At 45.9% G+C, this 18,802-nt stretch carries 19 protein-coding genes; 10 read left to right on the top strand and 9 right to left on the bottom strand.

The genetic code is table 11. The annotated features are described in order from the left end of the window. Window positions 1-341: 341 nt before the first annotated feature. From OH459_RS05995 to ugpB, 5 genes are all read right to left on the bottom strand, one after another. Entirely contained in the window at window positions 342-1,151 is an 810-nt protein-coding gene (locus OH459_RS05995; protein WP_050941107.1) for an HAD-IIB family hydrolase, read from the bottom strand. Then, window positions 1,144-2,301, bottom strand: a complete 1,158-nt coding sequence (locus tag OH459_RS06000; RefSeq protein WP_050908611.1) for a sn-glycerol-3-phosphate import ATP-binding protein UgpC — start codon at window positions 2,299-2,301, stop codon at window positions 1,144-1,146. The genes OH459_RS05995 and OH459_RS06000 overlap by 8 nt, the downstream gene beginning before the upstream one ends. Beyond that, window positions 2,302-3,150, bottom strand: a complete 849-nt coding sequence (ugpE, locus tag OH459_RS06005) for a sn-glycerol-3-phosphate ABC transporter permease UgpE (RefSeq protein ID WP_009697068.1) — start codon at window positions 3,148-3,150, stop codon at window positions 2,302-2,304. Continuing rightward, on the bottom strand, window positions 3,150-4,031 hold the full coding sequence (ugpA, locus tag OH459_RS06010; RefSeq protein ID WP_005452642.1) for a sn-glycerol-3-phosphate ABC transporter permease UgpA: 882 nt from the start codon (window positions 4,029-4,031) through the stop codon (window positions 3,150-3,152). The genes ugpE and ugpA overlap by 1 nt, the downstream gene beginning before the upstream one ends. A gap of 127 nt (window positions 4,032-4,158) precedes the next feature. Continuing rightward, entirely contained in the window at window positions 4,159-5,466 is a 1,308-nt protein-coding gene (gene ugpB / locus OH459_RS06015; protein ID WP_053053678.1) for a sn-glycerol-3-phosphate ABC transporter substrate-binding protein UgpB, read from the bottom strand. Window positions 5,467-5,696: 230 nt separating this feature from the next. On the opposite strand from ugpB, the gene OH459_RS06020 reads away from it, so the two are divergent. From OH459_RS06020 to OH459_RS06030, 3 genes are all read left to right on the top strand, one after another. After that, entirely contained in the window at window positions 5,697-6,449 is a 753-nt protein-coding gene (locus tag OH459_RS06020) for a glycerophosphoryl diester phosphodiesterase (protein ID WP_053053680.1), read from the top strand. Further along, window positions 6,442-7,194 (top strand): DeoR/GlpR family DNA-binding transcription regulator, encoded by a 753-nt coding sequence (locus tag OH459_RS06025; protein ID WP_005452636.1) that lies wholly within the window; start codon window positions 6,442-6,444, stop codon window positions 7,192-7,194. Before OH459_RS06020 ends, OH459_RS06025 begins: the two co-directional genes overlap by 8 nt. Before the next feature lie 119 nt (window positions 7,195-7,313). Continuing rightward, a complete protein-coding gene (locus OH459_RS06030; protein WP_009703435.1) occupies window positions 7,314-7,532 on the top strand; it encodes a hypothetical protein in 219 nt (72 codons plus the stop codon). Window positions 7,533-7,597: 65 nt separating this feature from the next. On the opposite strand, the gene OH459_RS06035 is transcribed toward OH459_RS06030, so the two are convergent. Together OH459_RS06035 and OH459_RS06040 are read right to left on the bottom strand one after the other, a co-directional pair. Beyond that, entirely contained in the window at window positions 7,598-8,023 is a 426-nt protein-coding gene (locus OH459_RS06035) for a universal stress protein (RefSeq protein WP_049537950.1), read from the bottom strand. Window positions 8,024-8,121: 98 nt separating this feature from the next. Next, entirely contained in the window at window positions 8,122-9,024 is a 903-nt protein-coding gene (locus OH459_RS06040; RefSeq protein WP_081053542.1) for a LysR family transcriptional regulator, read from the bottom strand. 108 nt (window positions 9,025-9,132) lie between these two features. On the opposite strand from OH459_RS06040, the gene OH459_RS06045 reads away from it, so the two are divergent. From OH459_RS06045 to OH459_RS06055, 3 genes are read left to right on the top strand one after another with little or no spacing between them, the layout of a single operon-like run. Next, window positions 9,133-9,996 carry an MBL fold metallo-hydrolase gene (locus OH459_RS06045; protein WP_269986035.1) on the top strand — a complete coding sequence of 288 codons (864 nt, stop codon included), beginning with the start codon at window positions 9,133-9,135 and terminating at the stop codon, window positions 9,994-9,996. 13 nt (window positions 9,997-10,009) lie between these two features. Continuing rightward, window positions 10,010-10,717, top strand: coding sequence for a glutathione S-transferase N-terminal domain-containing protein (locus OH459_RS06050; protein WP_269986036.1), 708 nt, complete (start codon window positions 10,010-10,012; stop codon window positions 10,715-10,717). 4 nt (window positions 10,718-10,721) lie between these two features. Continuing rightward, window positions 10,722-11,918: a multidrug effflux MFS transporter gene (locus OH459_RS06055; protein WP_047513985.1), complete on the top strand. Its 1,197-nt coding sequence runs from the start codon at window positions 10,722-10,724 to the stop codon at window positions 11,916-11,918. 16 nt (window positions 11,919-11,934) lie between these two features. Here the strand turns inward: OH459_RS06055 and OH459_RS06060 are convergent, their stop codons facing one another. Both OH459_RS06060 and OH459_RS06065 read right to left on the bottom strand, forming a co-directional pair. Then, on the bottom strand, window positions 11,935-12,186 hold the full coding sequence (locus OH459_RS06060) for a DUF6482 family protein (RefSeq protein ID WP_005452623.1): 252 nt from the start codon (window positions 12,184-12,186) through the stop codon (window positions 11,935-11,937). A gap of 59 nt (window positions 12,187-12,245) precedes the next feature. Further along, entirely contained in the window at window positions 12,246-12,839 is a 594-nt protein-coding gene (locus OH459_RS06065) for a TetR/AcrR family transcriptional regulator (RefSeq protein WP_269986037.1), read from the bottom strand. A 114-nt stretch (window positions 12,840-12,953) separates the two neighbouring features. On the opposite strand from OH459_RS06065, the gene OH459_RS06070 reads away from it, so the two are divergent. The 4 genes from OH459_RS06070 to OH459_RS06085 all read left to right on the top strand — a co-directional run bounded on the left by OH459_RS06070 (window position 12,954) and on the right by OH459_RS06085 (window position 18,481). After that, window positions 12,954-13,844 (top strand): DMT family transporter, encoded by an 891-nt coding sequence (locus tag OH459_RS06070; protein WP_009697078.1) that lies wholly within the window; start codon window positions 12,954-12,956, stop codon window positions 13,842-13,844. A gap of 8 nt (window positions 13,845-13,852) precedes the next feature. After that, the gene (gene tsaA, locus OH459_RS06075; RefSeq protein ID WP_269986038.1) at window positions 13,853-14,254 is read left to right on the top strand and encodes a tRNA (N6-threonylcarbamoyladenosine(37)-N6)-methyltransferase TrmO; all 402 of its coding nucleotides are present in this window, start codon (window positions 13,853-13,855) and stop codon (window positions 14,252-14,254) included. Window positions 14,255-14,590: 336 nt separating this feature from the next. Continuing rightward, window positions 14,591-16,162, top strand: coding sequence for an ABC-F family ATP-binding cassette domain-containing protein (locus OH459_RS06080; protein WP_269986039.1), 1,572 nt, complete (start codon window positions 14,591-14,593; stop codon window positions 16,160-16,162). A gap of 162 nt (window positions 16,163-16,324) precedes the next feature. Next, entirely contained in the window at window positions 16,325-18,481 is a 2,157-nt protein-coding gene (locus tag OH459_RS06085; protein ID WP_053053694.1) for a prolyl oligopeptidase family serine peptidase, read from the top strand. Window positions 18,482-18,802: the final 321 nt, after the last annotated feature.

Here is an 18,802-nt window from a genome sequence, read left to right on the forward strand (position 1 = left end):
CGGCATTTGATTGTTAAAGAGCGTAAGGAATGTCATCCCTTGTGCTGCGGATAATATGGGCTGCTTTTGAATGCGACAAACAAAAATAATTAGTTAGGACAACAATCAATTTTTGTTGCGGATTGCTTCGTTCTGAGCATGGTAAGTAGTACGAAATGAAAAAACGCCATATATAGCAAGGGATTGAGAGCAAATTAGTAACGAGAGTTTTTTGAGCGTTTTTGGTAGATAACAAAACGATAATTGCGAATGATAAATAGAGATTTTATTTATCAGAGACAAAAATAATGTCCATTCACCGACTTAAGAAAAGCGGAAGGGCGAATGGACATGCTGTTGAATTACAGGCTTTTTGCTTGAACGATCAAGCTTGCCAATTGAGCAAACCCATAGCCGCCGTTCTCTTGTGTGACATAGTTAGGTTGATGGTTCAGTTTCGCCAATAAAGGGCGAATGTTATTCACGCCAAAGGTCATTGGCAACCACTCAAACATGCCTTCATCATTGAGTGAATCTCCCACATACGTGATGCGCTCTAAGCTCGGTAATTCGCCGTTATTGAACTGCCTAATGTACGCTTCACCACTTGTACGCTTGCTGTGACTACCGACCCAAGCATTGATGTGAATCGAACTCAATGTTGCATTGACGGGATTAGACTCCACATTCAAATTCATAATGTGGTTAAGAATTTCCATTGTCGTGGAAGGGGAAACAGGTGTTCTATCTTGCGCTATGTTCACCGCAACGTCACAGTAGCGAAAACTCTGATCTTGGCTGAACTCGACATTGGGATAGCCTGCCAAAATGCCGGAAATACTTTCTTGTAATGCGCGTTGTTCTTTGCGCATTGCTTCGGCTGGGCGAGCAAAGGTGGTGTGGAATCCTGCCGCGTCTTTTCTCATCCAAAACGCGCCATTTTCACCAATCACACCATGCAGTGACCACATCTTTGCCATTTGGTCACACCAACCGGCACATGCGCCTGTTACTGCCACCACTTTTACGCCGACACGCTCTAGCTCGGCTAACGCAATGAGTGTTTCAGGTGGCAGCTTGCCTTGCCAAGTCAATGTGTCATCCACGTCGGTTAGCAGCCATTCGATCTGTTTCAGACTCTCTAACTTGAGCTCTGATAACGGGTTAGGCATTCACCACTCCTTGCTTGTTTACTCTAGGGTTGATTGCTTGAGTTTCGTCACTGACGCCTTGCAGTGATACCGCGGAAGCCAGTGTACTCTCGATACGCTTTTCTGTGTTGGCATCAAATAGATGAACATGTTTTGGCTTTATGTCTAGACCAAGCTTGTCGCCAATTTGAATTGGCGTATGTCCCTCTACACGAACAACAAGCTTTTGTGAGTCACCACCTTCTGTGCGGCAGTAAAGTAACAGATCGGCACCGAGCGATTCAATCAATTCGACTTCTACTTGCAACCATGGGTTATCTTGGCTGATTTGTAAATGCTCTGGACGAAGTCCTAGCTTTATTTCGCCAAGAGCCAAGTTTGCTGTGGAGACAGGAAGCAGCGCGTCACCGATAGTGATGCCGTCAACGCTAACATTGCCATCTAAGATGTTCATGGATGGTGAACCAATAAAGGTCGCGACGAACAAAGATGCAGGGTTGTCGTATATCTCTAGCGGTGTGCCAACTTGTTCGACATTACCTTTGTTCAAAACAACAAGTTTGTCCGCCAGCGTCATTGCTTCAACTTGGTCGTGGGTAACGTAAACCGATGTTGTTCCGAGGCGACGCTGAAGCTTCTTGATTTCCAAACGCATTTGAACACGCAGTTTGGCGTCTAGATTGGACAGTGGTTCGTCGAACAGAAACACCTTTGGTTCACGTACAATTGCGCGCCCCATCGCCACACGTTGACGTTGTCCGCCAGAAAGCTGCCCTGGTTTGCGGTCGAGTAGGTGATCCAACTCCAGCATCTTTGCCGCTTCGTGAACCAATCGTTCGATTTCCGCTTTCGGTGTTCTGCGGTTGCGCAGACCGTAAGCCATGTTGTTGTACACCGTCATGTGTGGGTACAAGGCGTAGTTCTGGAATACCATGGCAATGTCTCGCTCGCCAGGTTCGAGATCGTTGACGGTTGTGGTGTCGATCTTAAGCTCTCCTGAGCTGATTTCCTCTAGCCCTGCAATCATGCGAAGTAAGGTGGATTTACCGCAGCCACTCGGGCCAACCAGCACGACCATTTCGCCGTCGCAGATATTGAGATTAAGTTTTTGGATCGCCTGATAGCCGTTCGGATAACATTTAGCGATATTAGAAAGAGTTAATGTGGACATTTATTTCTCCGAATCTACCAGACCTTTAACAAAGGCTTTTTGCATTGCAATTACCACAATCACGGGTGGCAACATGGCGATAATGGTGGTGGCCATAATTTTGTTCCATTCGATCACGCCATCAACCACTCCAAGCATCTGTTTAATGCCCATCACGATGGTGTAGTACTGCACGTCTGTGGTGATCAAAAGCGGCCACAAATATTGGTTCCAGCCGTAAATGAAGGTGATGACGAATAGTGCGGCGATGTTGGTGCGCGATAGAGGCAACAAGATATCGAAGAAGAACTTGATTGGTCCTGCGCCATCAATTCGTGCTGCTTCCACTAACTCATTCGGCACCGTTAAGAAGAACTGACGGAACAAGAAAGTAGCCGTTGCACTGGCGATCAATGGAATGGTTAAGCCGTAAAATGAGTTCAGCATGTTGAGGTTCGTAATCACCTCAAATGTCGGCATGATGCGCACTTCTACTGGTAACATCAGCGTGAAGAAGATCATCCAGAACGCCAGCATTCGTCCCGGAAAACGGAAGAACACCACTGCATACGCTGACAGGATGGAAATGCTCAACTTGCCGATGGTAATGCACATCGCCATGATGAAGGAGTTCAGCAGCATGTTGCCAATTGGCAAAGTATTGTTGTTGTATTGGGTGTCGTTACTCAACAAGTCAGTGAAAACGCTAAAGCCCAAATCGCCAAACCACAGCGGCGTACCAGTAGCGAACGCGCTGTTCTCATGTGTGGTTGCTACGATCGCAATCCAAACGGGAAGCGCAATCGAAATAATGCCAAGAATTAAAATGACATGACAAAACAGATTAAAAAACGGTCTTCTTTCTACCATTAGTACGCCACCTTCTTCTCAACATACTTAAATTGAATCACGGTTAGGGAAGCCACCAAGATCATCAGGATGACGGATTGCGCTGCTGATGAGCCTAAGTCCAGACCAATAAAACCATCGTTATAGACTTTATAAACCAAGGTGGAAGTGCTGTTACTCGGACCGCCTTGTGTCATCGCATGGATGATGGCGAAGGTATCGAAGAACGCGTAAACGAAGTTCACGACCAACAAAAAGAAACTGGTTGGTGAAATCAGCGGGAAGCTAATGGTGATAAAGCGTTTGATTGGACCACTGCCGTCAATGGCCGCGGCTTCGTGCAGAGACTTGGGTACTGATTGAAGCGCCGCAAGGAAGAACAGAAAGTTGTAGCTGATTTGCTTCCATGTCGAGGTGATGATCACCATCCACATAGCATGGGTGCCATTGAGCGTTGGATTCCAGTCTACGCCAAACAGATTCAACAGTTCGGTCATCACACCGATGGTTGGATCGAATAGAAATAGCCATAGTGAACCTGCGACAACCGGAGCCACCGCATAAGGCCAAATCAAGAAAGTGCGATACATGGTCGCGCCACGGATGATTTGCTCGGCAAAAGCGGAAAGGATCAGCGCACTGACCAGAGCAAGCACCGCAACACTGATGCTAAATTGCAGCGTGGTCATTAACGAATCTAGGTAAAGTGGATCATGGAAGAGCGTTTCAAAGTTCTCTAAACCCACAAACTCACGGCTCATACCGAAAGCATCTTCAAGTTGTGAAGATTGGAAAATGGCTTGTCCTGCCGGCCAGATGAAGAACACCAAGGTGATCACCAACTGAGGCGCAATCAGCGCAACCGGAAGCCATTTGTGTTTAAAAACAACAGGTGAGGACATACAAATACCAAAATAAAACAGGCAAGGTGTGTAAACGAATTCCCCACCCATGATGGGCGGGGAGAGTGCATCTCTGAGTACCTACTGGAATAAGACTCGGTGCATCACTGTTCGTTATTAAGGTTCGTTATTTCTGTGTGCGCTCAAAGCGACGTAGCTGCTCGTCACCACGACGAACCGCATTATTTAGCGCAGCTTGTGCTGTTGCTTTTCCTGCCCAAACCGCTTCCAGCTCTTCGTTGATAATGTCGCGAGTTTGCAGGAAGTTACCAAAGCGAATGCCTTTCGAGTTTTCCGTTGGCTTTGTCGACGTCATTTGCAGAACGGCTGTGTCGGTGCCTGGGTTCTTAGTGTAGAAGCCTTGCTCTTTCGTTAGCTCATAAGCCGCTTTAGTGATTGGTAAGTAACCAGTGAATTGGTGCCAATCTGCTTGAACTTCAGGGCTTGAAAGGTAAGAGAAAAACTTCGCCACGCCTTTGTATTCTTCGCTTGAGTGACCACGAAGCACCCAAAGAGAGGCTCCTCCGATAATGGTGTTTTGTGGCTTAGATACTAGCTCTGAATCGTATGGCAATTGTGCTACGCCGATATCAACGCCTTTCATGTTCTCTTTGATGCCCGCCAGACCTGCGGAAGAGCCCATGGTCATTGCACACTCTTGGGTGTAAAACAGTGGCATGCCATCAGACTGACGACCACCGTACTTAAAGATGCCTTCTTTCGACCATTTACCCATCTGTTCGATATGATGTACGAACGCTGAGTCATTGAACTTGAATTTTGTGTCTAAGCCAGCAAAGCCGTTGTTGTTATTGGCAATAGGAACGTTGTTACGCGCACCAAAGTTTTCGATTTGAGTCCATGATTGCCAGGTTGTGCTGAAACCACATTTCGCACCAGACGCCAGTAGTTTACGAGACACTTCTTCCATCTCTTTCCACGTCTTAGGTGGATTTGCTACGCCTGCTTTCTTAAACATGTCTTTGTTGTAATAAAGCACAGGAGTGGAGCTGTTGAATGGCAGTGAAAGCATGTTGCCTTCATTGGTGGTGTAGTAACCCGTTACTGCCGCAAGATAATCATCTGGATTAAACGACTCTTTGGTGTCTTTCATCAATTTATAAACGGGATAAATCGCTTTATCTGCCCCCATCATTGTCGCCGTGCCCACTTCGAACACTTGCACGATAGCTGGTTGCTCTTTCGCTCTGAATGCGGCGATTGCACTGGTCATGGTTTCTGCGTAGCTGCCTTTGTAAACTGGCTTGATCTCGTATTCTGATTGGCTTGCGTTAAAGTCTGCGGCAATTTCGTTGACCTTTTTACCTAGTGCGCCACCCATTGCGTGCCACCACTCAACCTCTGTTTTTGCTTGTGCTTGCGTGCTGATGAATGCCGCTGCAATTGCAAGTCCGGCGAGGTGTTTAATAGCCATAATGATTCCTTTTCATAGATGATTTGAACAGGTTGTTCCCTTGCAGGTTTTCATTTTGATAATGAATCCGCTTCAAAAAATTCAAATGAACATTAAATGAGCCAAATGACGTTCTAGTTACAGAAAAATGAACTTATTTGAGCATTATTTTCGTCACGATTTTGTAATTAAACCGTCATTGAGGGCTGAGATAGTTCATTTGAAAACAAATGAAAAAGACGGAATAAAAAATGACAATAACGGCACACCGAGGCTTATCCAGTTTGGCTCCAGAAAACACCTTATCGGCAATGCAACGCGCTATTGAGTTTGGCTGTGAATGGATTGAAATCGACGTTCAACTCTGTGCAGACAACATCCCTGTGGTTATCCATGACAAAACCGTAAACCGCTGCACAAATGGTCGCGGTAAAGTGAAAGAGCTGACTTGGCATGAGCTAAGGTTACTTGATGCTGGCTTATGGTTCGGTGATGACTTCGCTGGCGAGCATATCCCGAGCTTAGAAGAGACGCTTGAACTCACCGCAAAGGCTGGCGTGAAGCTCAATATTGAATTGAAGATCTACTCAGGCGATGAAATTGATTTGTTGTGTGAAAAGGTGGCACAGGTAATTGAGCGCTTGGATGCGGATACGGACATGATTCTGTTCTCTAGCTTTAATACGGAAGCTTTGGTGACGATGAGAAACTATCTGCCAGAAGTAAGAAGAGGACAGTTGTGGCAAGAGATTCCTGATGATTTTGCTATCGTGCTACAACACATTGATGCTTACAGCGTGCATTGTGATTACCGTTTCCTGACCGAATCGCAGGCTAAGCAAATCAAGCAGTTTGGCTACCAACTATTTTGTTATACACCGAACTTCCCTCAATTAGTTGAAGCGCATTGGCTGTGGGGTGTGGACATGATGATCACAGACACACCACAGAGTTATAAAGTTGAAGCGACTGCAGTCAGACGAGAAGCAGCATTGAATGAATAACCTCAACGTCCGTCAGCAAAGCATCATTGAATTGGTTCATCAGCAAGAATATTGTGCGATAGAAGAACTTGCTCAGCGCTTCGAAGTCACGACGCAAACCATTCGACGTGACATTAATCAGCTTTGCCAATTAGGACTGACCCGACGTCATCATGGTGGTGTCGGATTGCCTGCTACCTTGAGTAATCGCAGCTATGCTTCTCGCCAAGTCACCAATCAACAAGAAAAGCAGATCATTGCAGATGAAGTGGTCAAAGCCATCCCGAACGGCGCGACTTTGTTTTTGGGTATCGGTACTACCATCGCATTGATTGCAGAGCGTTTAGTCCACCACAGTGAGCTTCGCGTGGTGACGAATAACTTCGAAGCGGCGCACATTCTTTCTCATTTTGAGAACATTGAAACTTGGATTCCGGGTGGGCGTATTCGTACCAATGACCGCGATGTAGTAGATGGTGCGGCGGAGCACTTTTTCGCTCAGTTTTCCGCAGATATTGGCATTATCGGTTGCGCAGGTGTAACCGAAATCGCCGAACTTCATTCCGCGCAGATCAATCTTGGTAGCACTAAAGGTGATACTCATGCTTTTGCGATGGAACATGAGTTGCGAGAAGCCAGAGTGAGCCAAGCGATTTTAGCCAACTCAGAACAAAAGTGGCTGGTGGCGAACAGCAGCAAGTGGCAACGAAGAGCCAATACCAAGGTGGCGCCACTCAGTTATTTTGACCGCGTTTTCAGTAACTAAGCTTTTACTTTCCTTGTTTGTCTAGCCCTTAGGAAAATCCGTTACCTATTCAAGTTGGCATGGTGCTTTCTCATCGCGATTCGCTATGCTTAGATAATTGAAATTAAAGAGGTCATGTCATGTTTGAATCGGATAAAACTAAAGTGAAAAACTTGCTTATTGCAACGCGTTTTGGTGTCTCTGCCTCTGAAATGCCGACCATTATTGGTGTGAAGCAAGATAAAGCGCTCAAACTGATTAATGAGCTCAAACAAGAAGGGGAAGACATTCACTCGTTAGGGGAAGGGAATAACCCACAAGAGTTGGTGCTGTATTCGATTGGTGAAATAGAGCCTTAATTGAGCCAACAAGAAACTCAAAAAAGCCGCCCATCGTTGGCGGCTTTTGGGATGGTTCATTCACGCTATTCGTGAATTGGTACAACTAGAATATCAACCGGAGACTTGTTGATCAGATGTCTTGAGTAAGAAATGATCTTGCTCCAGAAGTCTTGATGGTGACCACAAATCAGCAGATCAACTTCTTGTTCTTTGATAGTCACTTCCAGTTTGTCCGCTAAATCACCAGTGCCTACGAAGAAGTGCTTCAATGGTTGCTCCATGTAATCGCTAAAGGACTTCAAGCACTCCATTGAATGTTCATTCAACGGTCTTTGGTCTGGGTTTGCTTTAATATCGACAAGCTCACGATAAATTTCGCCATGAGTACCATCGATATGAATAAAAGAAATCTCGGCATCGAGATAACTCGCCATAGATACCGCTCGGTCAATCAACACAGTACTCTCATCAGACAGTTCCAGTGCGACTAGGATATGTTTGTATTTCATAACCACGCCCTCTTGTGGAATACACTACCAATAGCATAGTACGCCTTTAACAAAAAATGTGTTGATAAGATCCCGAAATCGCTCAAAGTTTTGGCAAATTATGCTTGTTGCAAATGTTTTGGAAACCATGCTTTTAAGTGATTTAAGAACAAAGATAAACGGTAGGGTACATGTTTACGTGTAGGATACATTCCGTAAATATTGACCAGCGGGAATTCAGCCACGCCTTTGATTTCAACAAGAGTATTTTGTTTTAGTTCTTTGTGCACAAACAAACTCGGCATCATAGAGATTCCCATGCCATCTACCATGGCGGCGATTAGAGTATGGGTATCGGAAATGACTGCCGCCCATGGTTGGCGATAGGTGATGCTCTTACCTTCTACCTGCAGCACCCAGTTATCACCGTAACGCGAGCGCCCCATGTGTAAGCAATCATGCTGCTCTAACTCTTTGTAGTGATTTGGCTGCCCGTGTTCAAGGATATAGCTTGGTGCTGCGTACAATCCAAAGCTAGAACTGCCTAGTTTCGTTGCAATATAGGAAGAATCCTGTAAGTCATATGAGAGACGGATAGTTAGGTCAATCTCTTCTTCAATCAGGTTTACGTGACTATTGGACAACACCAAATCAAAGCGGATGTGCTGATAGGTTTGGCGAAATACCTTAATCGCTTTCATCAGAAAAGGTCCCATTGCATCTGGGGCTGAAAGTCTGATTAATCCGGTTGGATTCAGTTGGTGGGCGCTAGTTAAAGAGTCTTCTAACTGCTCTATGTTTTCGAGAATCGCACGTGACCCCTCGTAATAGGCTCTGCCTCCTGGGGTCAGCTGCATGCTCCGAGTTGTGCGATTAAGAAGTACAAACCCTAACTCGCTTTCCATGGCTGCAATATGTCGCCCGACAATCGCGGGTGTGACGCCTATTGCTTTTGCTGCTTTTGCGAAACTGCCTTTCTCTACCACGGTGCAGAGCAGTTGCATGTTTTTGTATTTGTCCATTCGATACTTTTTGTATGTTATGAAGTTACTTTTTACTCAATTGTTTCATTAAAGTATACAAATTATCTTTAGCAACACCAAAGACAAGTAAGACAAAAGGTGTGTCCTATGAAGATGATTTACCAAGCTATGATTGGCGGGCTTTTGATGAGCTCAACGGTAGCGGCTGAAGCGGTGCAATTTGACCCAACCAAACCAGTGATGATTGAGTTGAAAGATGGTGTTTATCAATACTCGCAGTATTTCTATAACAGCTTAGTTGTTATAACGCCTGAAGGGGTGATTGTGACGGACCCGTCCGGTGAAGCGCGATCCAAGCAAATGATGCAAGAAATTAGCAAGCTAACCAAGCAACCAGTCAAAAAGGTGATTTATTCACACGACCATTTTGACCACTCTCGCGGCGGTCAGATCTTTAAAGAGCAGGGAGCAGAGTTCATCTCTCAAGAAAAGTGTACTGAGCTTTTAAGTCGAGACTTAGAGAACCGCGTTGTTCAACCAGATCAAACATATGATGACACCATGAGCGTGAGTTTAGGTGGCAAACAAGTCGATTTGCATTACTACGGTCCTAATGATGGGGATTGCATGAGCATCATTCATATGCCGAAAGACAAAGTCCTACTCGCCGTTGATTGGCATTTGCCGGGTATGGTTAATGAACCACACCGTTTGAATACGCATAACTACGTCAGCATTTTGAATACCTTTAAACGTGCGCGGAATGAATTAGCATTTGACACTGTCATTAGTGGTCACATGCCTGTCTCATCAGCCGAAGCATTTGAAGAAGATTATCAATTTAACAAAGCGTTGTTTGATGCGGTTTGGAGTGGTATGCAAGCTGGTAAGACTCCAGAAGAACTCAAACATTCAGTGAAGCTACCAAAGTTCGAACATTGGGTAGGCTATGAACAAAACCTTCCTGCTCATGTAGAGCGTATGGCTTATTCCATCTGGCATGGAAACTAGGAGGGGTAGGAAAATGATGACATTACATACGTTTGATAGCTGTCCTTACTGTACGCGAGTTAAAGCATTAATTGGGTTGAAGAATCTGGATGTTAAGGTCAAAACATTCCCATTGGGAGAGCTCGAACCATCGGTCGCTGCGAAACTAGAAAAGTTTACCGTTCCTATTTTGCAGCTCACTTCTGCTGCGGAAAAGCAAACAGAGCTTATGACGGAGAGTCTCGATATTTTTGCTTTTTTGGACCAACTTCCTAGTTCCCTTAACGTCGAGCCTTATTTTAGTCGCTATACACTATCGACCATCGTTCAGGATATGTTGGATGATTTGAAGCCATATACTGCCAAGCTGTGTTATCCGCGCATGCCATTGCTTGGGCTCCCTGAACTCAGCACGGAGTCGGCAATGGCATTATTTGTTCACTCTAGAGAAGAGTATTTAGGTGCTTCTTTAGCTGAGTTGCTGAGCACGACCGAAGATTACTTACCTCAACTTGAGGGCGCACTGCTCAAGATGGTGCCTGAGGTTGATATGATGTCTGTTGTAAACACAACACGAGATCTGACGATTGATGACATCGCGTTGTTTTCGGAGCTGAGAAATCTAACCATGATCGGTGAGCTTTCGATACCTCAGATAATGCGCGATTATTTAGAGATCATTTCACAGCGAACTCAAGTGGCACTCTTTGCTCCAGTTTATGCTGATTGCACGGTGAGGTAGGGGCATGGAGAAGGCAGGTAATAGGCTTTTGCCACTGATTGTTGTTTTCGCTTTAGTACCACTTGGACCTCTTGCTATTGACGTGTATTTGCCGTCCATTCCTCAGATGATGGATGTGTTTGGTGCTAGCGATGGTGATATGCGCCAAACCATCTCTATCTATATTCTTGCTCTGGGGGTGAGCCAGTTATTAGCTGGGCCAATCTCAGACCGATTTGGTCGTCGGTTTTCGGCTGTGCTTGGTACGTTGGTTTACGCGATGGGCAGTATTCTTGCGTCATTGTCACCGAATATGGAAGTACTATATATCGCGAGAGGAATGCAGGGCATTGGGGCTTCCTTTACCATGATCACCGCTATGGCGTGGGTACGAGACAATTACCAAGGAAATGATGCAGGAAGGCTGTTGAGTTACATCGGCGGTGTTACTAGTGCGATTCCAACCATCGCGCCATTGATTGGTAGTGGTTTAGCCATGGCTTGGGGATGGGCTGGTGGCTTCTATATGATGGCAGGGTTGGCACTGTTACTTATGGTGTTAGCGACCGTCGGATTTGACAGCCCAAAGCCAGTTAAGGTGTCGGTTGATATCGAGAACACGGTGGCATTGCGTTGCAATATCAAAGACATTCTAAGTAATAAGAACTTCCAGGTGTTTGCATTGGCAAACCTGTTGAGTTTTGGCGGGCTTTTAACTTATGTCTCTGTCGCTCCAGTAGTGGCAATGCAGCAAGGAGGTTTAAGCCAAGTCGAGTTCTCTATGATGTTTGGCTTGATTGGCGGTTCTCAAATCCTATTTAGTGTGATTGCACCTAAAGTGATGAACAGGTTGGGACGTATTGATACGGTATTAACCGGCACGATCATGGTTGCAATGGCAGGAATAGGCTTGGTATTAATGCCCGAAGGTGAAGTTGGTGGATTTTTCCTGATGGCAGGAATGGCGAGCGGCGGATTTAGCTTGTTGGCTGGCGCAGCGACTTCCATGGCGTTGGAACCATTTCAGTATTGTGCTGGTTTAGCTTCTTCCATTGATGGCTTTTTGAGAATGATGGGAGGTGCAGTCCTCGTCGCTATAGCGAGCGCGCTGAATGTGGATGGCACAACTGCGCTGGCAATAGTGTATATGATGTCACTGTTGTCAACCATGGTCTTGATGATGAGGAAGCGCCAAATCGCTGTAGGCAAAGCTCAGGTCTGATAGCTAAGAGCTGGTGTTAATACCAGCTCAATTCAATCTCTAATGGCATGTCACAGCGTATTCTTTCCCCACACATCTCATCGGATGCGTTGAGGTGGACCAGTTTGGCTGAGGAGTATCCTTCTCCTCGGAAGTGGTCTCTTGCCTCACAGAGGCTGGCGAACGTGAGTGGGCTCTTGTGCTCGTTCAAGATCAACGATCTTGTTTGGTTTTCTACGTTGTAAGCGAGGTAGATACCACCCTCAACCGATTCAATCAAAAGATTCATAGCCGTTTCCCATTGGTGTTTTCACTCTTTGGCTATTACGGTGAGTAATGGATTTTAGTTCACTTCTGATGCTCGATCGCTGCCAACAAAAACTCAGTCACTTCTTGCACGTGCTCCTTAATCTCAGCTTGCGTTGGCTTTTCCATTCCCATTAGAACGCTAGAGCGGATCGACAGTAGCATACCTGTCCAGAGGCGAATTTGTGTTCCTGGTTCCTTAATATCGAAACGATCTCGGAAGAACTGAGTGAGTTTGGCATCGGTATCGTCCGGACCGACTTCGCGGAAGATCGTCGTGATCTCAGGCGCTTTGGCGCTTTCTGCAATCAACAAGCGGAAGGTCGCCAAGTGCTCATCAGAAAGGTGGAAAGAAACAAAGTGTTCACCAAATGAGTTCAGTGCTCCTCGCAGATCATCCTTTTGTAGGTGACTAATGAAGCCACCATCCATGTTTTCACCTATCTGGCGCAATGTTGCTTCAAATAGCGCTGCTTTAGATGGGAAGTAACGATACACGGTTTGCTTTGTCATACCTGCTTGGGCAGAGATTTTATCCATGTTCGCTAATACATATCCCTCGGACAAAAAGTTCTCTTTCGCGGCTTCCAAAATAGCTCGGCGTTTCTTCTCTCGGTTTTGCTCGATCTTGCTCATGCTCAGATTCTCTTGATTTGATAATCATACTATACGGTATGATTTTTGTTGACACAACTCTGAAATTAGAAAATCATACTAGCAAGTATGATTTATTTCTTGAGGAGAAAGACGATGACAACGGCATTTATGAACAATCTAAACGCCAAAGGGGCTCGCTTTGCCGGGGTGATGATTACCTTGGTTGGTGCACTGCTGATGAGCCTAGACCCAATTTTTATTCGTTTCTCGGGCGTGAGTGGGGTGGATACCGCATTTCTATTTGGCTTGTTTACCGCGATTTCGATGCCAATATTTATCCAGCTTCGCGATGAGCGCGGTCTGGTTCGAGCGGTGAAAGAGAGCGGCTGGCATGTCTTGTTGTCTGGCTTATTGATGCTCGGCAGTGCTGCTGGTTTGGTGATGAGCATTAAGCTCACCACGGTTGCCAATACCTTTGTGATTCTGAGTGCAGCACCAGCTTTGGCTGCATTGTTTAGCTGGTGGTTTTTGGGTGAAGTGACCCAGCGTTCGACGTGGATTGCGATTGTTGCTGTGATGGTAGGTATTGCGATTGTGGTCTCTGGTTCTTTTAAATCGGGTAACTGGATTGGCGATGGCTTAGCAGTGTTTGCTGTGGTGTGTTTGTCGCTCAACCAGGTGCAATTGCGTAAGCATCAGCACGTAAGCCGCATGGCAAGCGTTGGTTTTGGTGGGCTGTTCTTAGCGATGGCAATGCTGTTTTGGGCAACGCCTTCAACTTACAGCGCGAACACTTGGCTGATTATGGGCTTGATGGGGCTGTTTACTGCGCCGTTTGGGCGTGTGCTTTCACAAGTTGCGACTCGTTACATCACTGCACCTGAAGTTGGCATGATTCTGATGATTGAAACCGTGCTAGCACCACTTTGGGCATTACTCTTCTTTGATGAAATTCCTGCAATGGCAAGCATTCTTGGTGGTTCAATCATCTTGGTCACTATTACCATTTACGCTTTTTCAGCGATGAAGTCAGAACAAAAATAGAGGTTGATATGAACACAATTCAAACCCCACAACTTGAGTTTATTGGGCAAATTCGTACGCCATATACTGAGGTTTCTCAGTGCCCAAATAACATTCAGCCACAAGATGGACCTGTGTGTGAAATTCAACTTAAATCTCAGTATCACCAAGGGCTTCTAGGACTTGAGGTTGAGCAGAAAATACTGGTTCTGTATTGGCTTTCTGGTGCGAACCGCCAACCTGAAATGATGCAAGGGAAGAAGGGCACCTTTGCTTTACGTTCTCCGCACAGACCAAACCCTATTGGCGCGGCGGTAATACCGATTGAGTCTATCGACGAGGGAGTAATTAAAGTGCGTGGTTTGGACTGCTTGGATGGCACGCCTTTGGTTGATATCAAACCTACAATTTACTTTGAAGCACAATCCTAGGTTTTTGCCCTTGTAAGCGAGGGCATCCAAACGAGCTTTCGGTTTGAAAGCGGCTTGTGACAGAAGTCGCTTGCTTTTTATACAAGAAAACCTTTAGACTTTGCCCATCACTTCTTTAGGAGATTACGCCAACATGAACAACTAAACCTGTCATCCAACTCTCATTTTATTTTTTGGATTTACAGGGTTAGTAGGCGTAGCTCACTTTCCGATATTTCTTTGCAGTTACCATTTTTCTGTTTAAAGCGCTTCTATGGGCGCGTGTATTTGCATCGATCTCATCTCTAGATTTATCTCAAGCTACGGCTGTTGTCCCTGTCATACAGGAGGCAAATTATGCCAGTCTTACAGGCTTACAATATCAGTCATCAATTTGGTAACGGCGAAACACTGTTTCAGCAAATCTCATGTTCTATGACCAAACGTCGTGTTGGGTTAGTTGGGCGCAACGGTGTCGGAAAATCGGTATTTGCATCGATACTCAGCGGTGAGCAAACCTCAACCAGCGGTACAGTAACCTTACCAAGGTCCTTTGCGGTGTATCGCCAGCAACCATCTCACTTGTTGGGGGGAGAGCTGTCGATTGCCCAGTTTTTAGCAAAGGACAAAGTGCTAAGCGCGCTCAAGCAGATCGAAATGGGCGATTGCTCTGAGGATCTGTTTGAGGTGGTGGGTGAACAATGGGATTTGCCCATCCAACTTGCTAAGCAGTTAGAAACCATGGGTTTGCCGCCACAGCCAGACTTTCCTTGCTCGCAATTGAGTGGCGGGCAGTTAGCGCGTTTGCAACTGTGGCAGATGTTCGAAAGCGAAGTGGAATTACTGATCCTTGATGAGCCGTCGAACCATCTTGATACACATGCCAAGCAGTGGTTGATTCATTCGATGCGCAATTTCTCAGGAGCGATTCTGCTCATCAGTCATGACAGAGAATTACTTCGCGAGATGGAGGAAATCTGGGAACTGTCCGGACTAGGCTTGCAAGTGTTTGGCGGTAATTACGATGTGTATGCCGAGCAAAAGCACACCGAACTACAAGCGGTGGAACGCCAGTTAGCCAGTGTCGATAAACAAAAAAAGCAATTAGAAGAACAAGCTCAGCGCAATCGTGAGAAAGCGGAACAAAGAGCGGCTCAAGGTAACAAGCTAAGAAAGGATGGCAGTCAGCCAAAGATCTTACTTGATGGCATGAAAGATAAAGCTACAGCCCGAGCTGCCAGTCGTAATAAAAACGAGCAACTTCGCCAAGCGCATCTGCAAGAGAAAGAGCAAAGTTTGCGAGTGCGTAAAGAGCAAATCAAAGGGCAAAAACTGTATTTGGCAGACAGTCAAAATCGTTCACGAAAAGTTGTGTCGCTTTTAGAAGGCATGTTGCCATTTGGGTCGGCTCAACCCATCACTGCGCAAGTTCATGCGGATGATAAATTGCATTTGTTGGGCAAAAACGGATGCGGTAAATCGACCTTACTGAAAACCCTCTTGGGGGAGTTCTCACTGCAAAGTGGTGAGCTACAAATCAATACGCCGCTTTATTATCTCGACCAACACTTTGGTGCGATACAGCCTGAACTCTCCATGTTGGAAAACCTGATGCAACATTGTGAGGGGATGAAAGAGAGCGATGCCAGAACATTACTCGCAGGCATTGGTTTTCGCCGAGACAGTGTATTTCGTTTGGGCAGCGTATTGAGTGGCGGCGAGAAAATGAAGCTCGCTATGCTGATTGTCAGTCATCAACCAACGCAGCCTTTGTTGCTCTTGGATGAGCCAGATAATCACCTCGACTTGGATTCGAAAATCATGCTTGCTCAGGCACTAAGCGCGTATCGAGGCGGCTTTATTCTTATCAGTCACGACCAAGATTTTGCCGCGGAGTCGGGTGTGTCTCGAAGCATTGAACTGAGTTAATGCAAGTCGGTCTATAAACCGAGGTTTGTCTATCTCACGGAGGCAAAGTGAGTCACTTTGTCTCCGTGGATTCACAGCTTTATTCAGACGATTAGAATCATTTCTCTAATATAGGTAAGATGCTTGGTGCATTACATAAAACAAAAACAGAAAAGGAAGTCTATGAAAAAGAAAACCTTAGCGCTGGTGACCGCGTTTGCGATGACGGGCATATTGCCGAGTGCTTATGCCGAAGACTCAACAAAGGAATTGGTTGAACACGTACACAAAATGGCGGTGAAGTACCCAACGACAAAGAAAGTCGATGTGGTGGATGAATATTTTGGTACCAAAGTCAGTGACCCATACCGCTGGTTAGAAGACGACCGCAGTAAAGAAACGGCAGATTGGGTCAAAGCGCAGAACCAAGTCACGTTCGATTACTTGGCGCAAATTCCTTATCGTCACCAGATTGAAGAACGCTTAACTCAGTTGATGGATTACGAGAAGTTAGGGCGTCCATTCAAAGAAGGTAAATACACCTATTTCTACAAGAACGACGGTTTGCAAAACCAAGACGTGCTTTACCGCCAACTTGATGATGGCAAGCCTGAGGTTTTTCTCGATCCAAATACCTTTAGCGAAGATGGCACGACCTCGTTGGCGAACGTGAGCTTCACCAAAGATGGTTCTTTAGTCGCTTACAGCATTTCAGAAGGCGGTAGCGACTGGCGCAAAGTGATTGTGCTTGATGCCGAAACCAAAAAGCCTGTCGGTGAGACGCTAGTGGATATTAAGTTCAGCGGCGTAAACTGGCTGGGGAACAAAGGTTTCTACTACTCAAGTTACGACAAGCCAGAAGGCAGCGAGCTTTCGGCAAAAACCGACCAACACAAGCTTTACTATCACGAGTTAGGCACTAAGCAGAGTGAGGATAAGCTTATCTTCGGCGGTACAGAGGAAGAGAAGCACCGATACGTTCGTGGTTACACTTCGGACGACCAACGTTACCTGTTTATTTCGGCAAGCACTTCAACGTCTGGCAATAAACTGTTCTTCAAAGATTTGACCAAGCCAGACAGTCCGCTGCAAACCATTTTGGATGACACCAATTCTGATACTTGGGTGATTGATAGCAAAGGCACCAAGCTGTATTTGGTCACCAACTTAGATGCACCAAACAAACGCGTGGTGACGGTGGATGCGGGCAACCCTGAGCCGAAGAATTGGAAAGATTTAATACCTGAAACTGACAACGTGCTTAGCCCATCAACCGCGGGCGGTTATCTATTCGCAAGCTACATTGTTGATGCCCTTTCTATGGTCAAACAATATGACATGGACGGCAAGTTCATTCGTGAAATCAAGCTACCAGACATCGGCAGTGCTTACGGCTTTTGGGGTAAGAAAGAAGACGCTGAAGTCTACTACTCTTTCACCAATTACAAGACACCAAGCACGACCTATCGCTTAGACATCAAAGACGGTGACAGCGAGGTTTACCACAAATCGAACGCGCCATTCGACTCTGCTCAATTTGAATCTCGTCAGGTGTTCTACAAATCGAAAGACGGTACTAAGATTCCAATGATCATCACTTACAAGAAAGGCACGCCGATGGACGGCAGCGCACCAACAATCTTGTATGGTTACGGTGGTTTTAACATCAGTCTAAAGCCTTACTTTAGTCCAAGCCGAGCAGCATGGTTAGAAATGGGTGGTATCTACGCTGTCGCGAACATTCGTGGCGGTGGCGAGTACGGCAAAGAGTGGCACAATGCCGGCACCAAGTTAGAGAAGCAGAACTCATTTGATGACTTTATTGCCGGAGCGGAGTTCCTTATCGATAAAGACTACACCTCGTCAGAAAAGCTCGCGATTAACGGTGGCTCGAACGGCGGCTTGCTTGTTGGTGCGGTGATGACGCAGCGCCCAGAGCTGTTCAAAGTGGCACTGCCAGCAGTGGGTGTATTGGATATGCTTCGCTACCACACCTTTACAGCAGGAGCTGGCTGGGCTTATGACTACGGTACAGCAGAACAAAGTAAAGAGATGTTCAATTACCTCAAAGGGTACTCGCCAGTACACAACGTCAAAGCCGGCGTTAAGTACCCTGCAACCATGGTAACAACGGGTGATCACGATGACCGAGTGGTGCCTGCGCACTCTTACAAATTTGCGGCTGAGCTACAGTCGAAACAAGCGGGTACAAACCCAACTTTGATTCGAATCGAAACCAATGCAGGTCACGGTGCAGGCACACCGACTAGTAAGGTTATCGAGAAAACCGCCGATGTTTACAGCTTTACGTTGTTCAATATGGGTGTTGAAAAGCTGTAAGTGAAAGGGCGAAATAAACAAAGGGCTTAAGCTCATTCACATTGGGATTAAAACGCAGTCTTCGGGCTGCGTTTTTTTGTTTCTCTCAGCCAAATAAAAATAAGGTTATAACGCATATAACCATAGGTGATAGAACTTCCTATTATGCTTCCACTTAGTTTTATACAACGTTGAATAGTCCGTCCTTACTTATCCAAAGTTTGTTTACTTACCTGTTCTTTGAAGGGGATTGGATGACGTATGTACACCCAAGTAACCTCATCCTTCGGGAGCGCACTACCTTGAAGTCACTTGGGTATCGTTAGCTTAAGTGGAATAAAT

Origin of the sequence: Vibrio sp. MM46 (assembly GCF_027587135.1) — a bacterium.
GTDB lineage: Bacteria > Pseudomonadota > Gammaproteobacteria > Enterobacterales > Vibrionaceae > Vibrio > Vibrio harveyi.